Here is a 5485-nt window from a genome sequence, read left to right as displayed (position 1 = left end):
TGCTCTTCGCTGAATCGACTCGTCTTCATGTCCATCATTCTCCATCGTGATGGACTCCACGAACTTCACCGTGGTACGGCTGACGGGGAGCAGGTCACGTCGAACGAGGGCAAGGTCAGGAATCTCTACGGCTCATGCTGAGGCTGTCCCGGTCGCGGCGGATGCTGCAATGAAGTGAGGCGCACGCTCACTCGCCGCTCGGATTGTCTTGATTCTTCAGCTCTGCGAACTTTGCCGCCATGGTCGGATTGCCCCGAGTCAGTTTTTTGATCGTCACATCCTGAGCCTTGTCGTTCGCAAGCCGGAGGTTGCGATCCGTACCGAGTAGGGCTTCCTTGGTCTTCTGCAGGTGGTCGATGGATTTATCGATCTCATCGATGGCCGTCTGAAAACGTCGTGAGGCCAGGTCGTAGTTCTTCCCAAAGGCGGTCTTGAAGGCTTCGAGCCCTTCCTCGAAATTCGTGATGTCGATGTTCTGCGCCTTGACGAGCGCCAACTCCGATTTGTACTTCAGGGAATTCATTGCGGCGTTGCGCAGCAAGGTGATGATGGGAAGAAAGAACTGCGGCCGGACGACATACATCTTCGGGTAACGGTGGAAAACGTCCACGATTCCGGTGTTGTAGAGCTCGCTGTCGGGTTCGAGCAGAGACACGAGGACCGCGTACTCGCAGCCCTTTTCGTTTCGGTCTTTGTCGAGCTCTTTGAGGAAGTCTTCGTTCTTGCTCTTCGTCGATGTCTGATCGCTCTCGTTTTTCATTTCAAACATGATCGAGACGATCTCGGTTCCCGCCTCGTCCGCGTCACGAAAAATGTAATCGCCCTTGCTGCCCGTTCGGGCGTCGTTGTCCTTTTCGAAGTAGGCCCGCGGAAATGCTGTCGCCCGGATGCGGTTGAACTCGGTTTCGCAGTGCTGCTCAAGGGTTTCACCCACCATCTTGGTTGACAGGCGGGCTTTCATATCCCGAAGACGCTCGATCGCCTGGTCACGATCCTTGATCAGGTTTTCATATTTGTCCTTGAGGGCTTGCTCGGTCAGTTGCTTTTCCAGCGCCGCGCGCTCAAGCTCGCTCTTGAGCGCAATGCGCTGCTGTTCGACAGCGCTGACGGCTTCGTTGATCGCAAGTTTCTGCGTCACCTCAATGGAATTGAGCGTGGCCTTCAAACCCTGAATTTCCGCATCCTTCGTCGCTGCGGCCGTCTGGAGTTCGCTCACCAGCCGCGCCTCGGCGAGCTGCACGGCAGCGAGTTTGTCCTGCTTGGCTTGCTCAAGTGCATGCGCCAAGGCATCTCGCTCCTTTTCGACGGAGCCCAGGGCTTCATTCACCGCCAATTTTCGAGCGACCTCGCTGGCGCCAAGGCTGGCCTTCAGTTCCTGGATCACACTGTCTTTGGCTGTAGCCAGCTTTTGCAGTTCACCGGAAACCTGCGCCTTGGCCAGTTCGACGGCATTGCGCTTGTCCTTTTCGGCGAGCTCGAGTCGGTCGTGCAGTTGCCTTTCGAAATCGCTATCGCGAACTTGCTTCAGGATGTCCGCGTACCCCGCCTCATCAATCTTGAAAGCCTTTCCGCAGTGCGGACAAATGATGTCATGCATACGAGCTCCTCATATCGCCTATGCGATTCACCGCAACCATAGCCCATAGGTCGTCAGCGCATACAGCCCCACCCCCACCAGACCGCCCACCAAGGTGCCGTTGATGCGGATGAACTGCAGGTCTTTGCCCACGCTACGCTCCATCTCCTGCACCAGGGCACGGTCGTCCCAGCCTTTGACGGTGGAGGCAATATGCTCGGTCACGCCGCTGCGCAAATCCTGCGCCAAGAGCTCGGCGGCGTTGAGGATGTGACGGTTGATCGCCTCGCGCAGGCTGGCGTCGCTGGCGAGTTTGTGGCCGATGTCGCTCAAGGCGGCATGCAGATGCAGGCCGAGGTGAGAGTTCGGATCGGAAAGGTCGCGCCGCAGCCAGTTCTTGGCTTCTTGCGCCAGACCGTCCACATAGGTGTGCACGGCCGGGTTGTCCACGAGTTGTGTCTTGAGTTCCTGTACCCGGGAAATCAGTGCCGGGTCGGTGCGCAAGCGGGCGATGAAGTCGTCTACCTTCTCGCCATAGGCCACTCGCACCGGGTGGTCAGGGTCATGCAGCACGTCCTGCAGTTCGGCCATCAGGGCATTGGCGAGTTTGTCGGCCAGTGAGTCGGCGAGATTATCGACGGACTTCACGGCATTGACGAGGGTGATGATGGTCGGCCACTCCTTGCGGGCATGTTTCACCATCAAGGCGGAGACGCGCTTTTTGACCTCGTCCTGGTTGAGGAAGTCGCCGATTTTGTCGAGCGTGCCATCGAGCAATTCCTGGTGACGGCCATCGCGGGTGAGCACGGTGAGCACCTGACCGGCGGTCTGCGCGGCGTCCCAGCGCTGCAGGGCATCGAGCACGATGTCCTTGAGGCCTTGTTGCAGCCGACGATCATCCAGCCAGTCCAGGGCTTGCAGGCCCCATTGCCGGGCGGCGTTCACCCAGGATTGCACCCGTTCGGGGTCAGACAGCCATTGGCTCAGGCGCGCCGCCGGATCGAACACGGCAATCTTCTGCAGCAGCGTCTTGGGTTCGAGAAAGTGATCGCGCACGAACTCCGCGAGGTTGTCGGCGATGCGCGCTTTATTGCTGGGAATCAGGGCGGTATGGGGAATGGGCAGCCCCAGGGGATGGCGAAACAGCGCGACCACGGCAAACCAGTCGGCCAAGGCGCCCACGGCGGCGGCTTCGCAGAACGCCTTGACCCAACCCCAGACGCCCAGCCCGCCGAACGCTGTGGCGGTAATCAATCCGGCGATGGCCAGACCGAGCAGACCCAGAGCGAGGGCTTGCATGCGGCGCAGGGCTTGCAGGCGGGGATCGGCCACGGCTGGGGAGGAATGCAAGGCGAGCATGGGCAGGGACATTGGGGGATGGGACTCAGGGTTCAGGATGCGGTGGCAAAGGTCATCAGGCCCAGCGGCCTGCGGTGTCGCGGGCGTACCAAGCCTCGATCAGACCGGTCACGCCAGCGACCAGCAAGGCGCCCAGCAAAAACAGAAAGGCCGCCCCGCCGAGCAAAACACCGATGAGCAACATCAGTCCTTTGCACAGGGCAACGAAAGTGGCGATGAAAGCGGTGAGGAGAGTGAACATGAGAGGCTCCGGTCAGTTGTGGATCATCGTTCAGCAACGGTACGGGCGGAACTGCAGGTACGGCCCCTGGGCCGTGCCCCTGCCCTTCAACGCATATATCTGTGGTGAACAGGCTCCATTACACCGTCATCAAGCGTCAAGAAGTGACGCATGCAAGTTTGGCGCTGCGGAGCGTCGAGGCACGGCCTGCCTTGCGCCACTCAACCGCTCGCGTTGTGCCGATAGGCCTTTGCCGCTGTATCAAGAGCTTCACCCAACTCCCGGCGCAGGCTTTCGGGGGCCAGTACTTCGACACTCGCGCCAAACCCGAGCACCCAGGCCTTGAACTGCGGCGAGACGCGCACCTTGGCGCTGAGTTCCACCTGGCCGTCCTCGGTTTGGGTGTGCACCACCTGATCTTGCCCGATCGGCGCATCGAGCAAGGCATGTCCGGCAAATTGCTTGAAGCGCAAGCGCACGGTCGTCTCATCGCCCCCAAGCTGGAAAGGGCCTTGGGCGATATAGGCGTCTATGTCGAAGGCTTGGGGTGCCTCGGCTCTCTCTTCTTTCACTTTGGCAGACTGCATGCGGCTGACGTGCAGCACGCGCAAATTGGCGTATCGGGCGATCCAGACCACGAGATACAGATTGAGATCTCGGCTGACCAGTGCCAAGGGCGATACCGTCATCTGGCTGATCGCCCCTTGGGCATTGCGGTACTGAATCTGCAACTGCACGTCGTCGTACAGCGCTCGGCTCACTGCACGCATCACGGCGTTGGAGGCGGGTTTTGGCAGCGCCACGGGTCTCGCCGCAATGACGCGCGTCTTGTCTTTTAACCATGCCTGTGCACATGGGTCATGCATCAGTCGGGCCTCGGATTCCTTGAAGAAAGGCGAGAGGCTTTGCAGCAAACCCCAAGGCAACAAATCCCTGCCGTGTTGCGCAATCCAGCAAAAAGCGAGTGCCTCTTCGACGGACAGGCCCATGTGGGCGCGTCGCGCCGTGCTGCGCTCGATACTCCAGCCAAACGGCTTGCTGCGGTCATCGCAATGCAGCGCGCCGAACCCTTGCGAACTGTCGCGCAGAAACTCGAGATCCCGCTCGACGGTTCTTTTTTGCACGGGGAACCCTGCAGCCTCGAGCTGCGTGGTCAACTGCCCCGCCGTGACCATGCCCGAGCCCCTGGCGGGCAGGCGTTGGAGGATTTCGATGCGGCGCAGGAAGGTCTGGGCTTCAGCGTTTGCCGACATGGTTCAGGCTTCCAGAATCTGCGCCAGCGCGCGCTCGGCGCTCGGGCTCATCACACATTCCAAACGCCACTGTGCGCGGGTCATTCCGACGAAGAGGCGACGACGCAGGCGATCATCCACGAGGTCGAAATCCATCTCGGTGAGCTGATGTTGCCGACGCCCAATTAAGCCATGCACCGGATTTGCGGTGAGCCAACTCGAACGCACCTAAATTCACGACTGACTCCGCGCGCAGATCGTCGTTTGCTATGGCAAAGTCGTCAATCGCCATGCTCAATTCGGCTTCAATGCCAAGGACGCTCGTCATATTCGGTTTTTGTTCATCGCCCCGCCGCCTTGAATTTGGCTTCCTTCAGACTCTGCCTAGCGACAAGCCCTTGCCTTTCAACTTGCCTTCGGCCCCGCGAAAACCTGACTGGCGGACTTGCACCACATAGTGACGTGCCATACCCTGCACAGATGTAGAGATAAGGGGCGACGCAAATTCGCAGCATTATTGGCGCCCCCCTCGATCGCCGTGGTAGGGCTTATTCTACTGCCTTGCCGATAAGTTATTAATAATGTTGCTAATGTTTTTTATATTTTTTATATCATTGAGCGAGATGCTATTTAGTGCAGCACCAGCCGATTTGAAGATGTTAAATTGCTGCTTCAGCAGGTCACTCCGATCCAGGCTGTACCCATTTTCAAGAATCCATTTGACTGCAGCAAGCATAGCGAATGTTATTACAAAAGCGATACCCGCAGCGGCTAGATCGAGTACTCCTGTCGGAGGCAGAAAAGATTTTGCCCATAGAAATGCGGTCATGCCGAAACTTTCACCAATAAATGTGGGCAACAAAGCCAGCGCAGAAGTTTTTGTGAGAACTTCCCCAGTATATAAATAATTTAGAGAGATTATAGCCGTCACTTGTGTCGCTGTAATATATGCAGCACTTCCTGGTATAAACGCCTCACCCGCCACGGCAACAAGGGCGGTTGCAATAACAGGCTGCTGAAATACTCCACACGCACTCGCAACCGATCTCTCCAGATTTGAATTTTTCAGAGGGTTCGTTCACATCATGAAATTCCCGG

At 58.2% G+C, this 5485-nt stretch carries 6 protein-coding genes; all 6 read right to left on the bottom strand.

Annotated features, from left to right (window positions below):
• Positions 1–187: 187 nt before the first annotated feature.
• Positions 188–1597 (bottom strand): DUF2130 domain-containing protein, encoded by a 1410-nt coding sequence (locus tag AC2VLV_RS00545; protein ID WP_486988142.1) that lies wholly within the window; start codon positions 1595–1597, stop codon positions 188–190.
• Positions 1598–1624: 27 nt separating this feature from the next.
• The gene (locus AC2VLV_RS00540) at positions 1625–2947 is read right to left on the bottom strand and encodes a DUF445 domain-containing protein (protein ID WP_486988141.1); all 1323 of its coding nucleotides are present in this window, start codon (positions 2945–2947) and stop codon (positions 1625–1627) included.
• Between the two features lie 43 nt (positions 2948–2990).
• Entirely contained in the window at positions 2991–3176 is a 186-nt protein-coding gene (locus tag AC2VLV_RS00535; protein WP_486988140.1) for a hypothetical protein, read from the bottom strand.
• Between the two features lie 200 nt (positions 3177–3376).
• On the bottom strand, positions 3377–4408 hold the full coding sequence (locus AC2VLV_RS00530; protein ID WP_486988139.1) for a helix-turn-helix transcriptional regulator: 1032 nt from the start codon (positions 4406–4408) through the stop codon (positions 3377–3379).
• Positions 4409–4411: 3 nt separating this feature from the next.
• Positions 4412–4543 carry a hypothetical protein gene (locus tag AC2VLV_RS00525; RefSeq protein ID WP_486988138.1) on the bottom strand — a complete coding sequence of 44 codons (132 nt, stop codon included), beginning with the start codon at positions 4541–4543 and terminating at the stop codon, positions 4412–4414.
• 397 nt (positions 4544–4940) lie between these two features.
• Positions 4941–5372 (bottom strand): hypothetical protein, encoded by a 432-nt coding sequence (locus tag AC2VLV_RS00520; protein ID WP_486988137.1) that lies wholly within the window; start codon positions 5370–5372, stop codon positions 4941–4943.
• Positions 5373–5485: the final 113 nt, after the last annotated feature.

The sequence above is a fragment of the Thiomonas sp. TH-17 genome (genome assembly GCF_057473305.1).
This window is presented reverse-complemented; position numbering and strand designations above follow the sequence as displayed.